Source organism: Caulobacter endophyticus (assembly GCF_003116815.1).
Taxonomy (GTDB): domain Bacteria; phylum Pseudomonadota; class Alphaproteobacteria; order Caulobacterales; family Caulobacteraceae; genus Caulobacter; species Caulobacter endophyticus.
On sequence record NZ_QDKQ01000010.1, the window covers coordinates 1 to 1,056 of the forward strand.

1 protein-coding gene is annotated in these 1,056 nt (G+C 70.1%); it reads right to left on the reverse strand.

Features of this window, described 5'->3' with window-relative positions; translation table 11 throughout:
• On the reverse strand, positions 1-1,056 hold a 1,056-nt coding region (locus DDF67_RS01030; protein WP_199229108.1), incomplete at both ends, for a putative Ig domain-containing protein.

Genomic DNA, 1,056 nt, shown 5'->3' on the forward strand with positions numbered 1-1,056 from the left:
TGGCGATGGTCTGGCTGTAGGCTTGGCCGAGCACGGGCGCCGGCAAGCTGGTCGTGGTGATAACGACGCCAGCCGAGATCGTGCCGCTATAGGTCTTGGCGTCGGTGAGGCTGTTGGCGTCGGTGGCGGTGATGGCGAAGCTGTAGGCGCCAGCGGCTGTCGCCGTGCCAGAGAGCACGCCGGTCGAAGCGTTGAGGGTTAGCCCGGTAGGCAGCGACCCCGTGTTGACGGCGAAGGTCACCGGGGCCGTACCGTCGCTGGTGGCGACGGTCTGGCTGTAGGCTTGGCCGAGCACAGGCGTCGGCAGGGAGGTCGTGGTGATGGCCACGGCGGCCGAGATCGTGCCGCTGTAGGTCTCGGCGTCGGTGAGGCCGTCGGCGTCGGCGGCGGTGACGGCGAAGCTGTAGGCGCCGGCGGCCGTCGCCGTGCCGGAGATCGCGCCGGTCGAGGCGTTGAGGGTCAGCCCGGTGGGCAGGGCGCCCGTCGTGACGGCGAACGTCACCGGAGCCGTGCCTCCCGTCGTCGAAACTGTCTGGCTGTAGTCCTGGCCCAGAACGGGCGTCGGCAGCGAAGCCGTGGTGATCACCACGCCAGCCGAGATCGTGCCGCTGTAGGTCTCGGCGTCGGTGAGGCCGTTGGCGTCGGCGGCCGTGACCGCGAAGTTGTAGGCGCCGGCCGCGGTCGCCTTGCCGGAGATCACTCCATTGGAGGCGTTGAGGGAGAGCCCCGTGGGCAGAGCGCCGGTGGTGACAGCGAAGGTCACTGGGGCCGTGCCGCCCGAAGTCACGACGGTGTGGCTGTAGGCCTGGCCGAGCAACGGCGTCGGCAGGGAGGTCGTGGTGATGGCGACGCCAGCCGAGATGCTTCCGCTATAGGTCTTGGCGTCAGTCAGGCCGTTGGCGTCGGTGGCCGTGATCTTGAAGCTGTAGGCGCCTGCGGCGGTGGCCGTGCCGGAGATCACGCCGATTGAGGCGTTGAGGCTGAGGCCCGTCGGTAGCGCGCCGGTGGTGACGGCGAAGGTCACCGGAGCCGTGCCGCCGGTGGCGGCGACGGTCT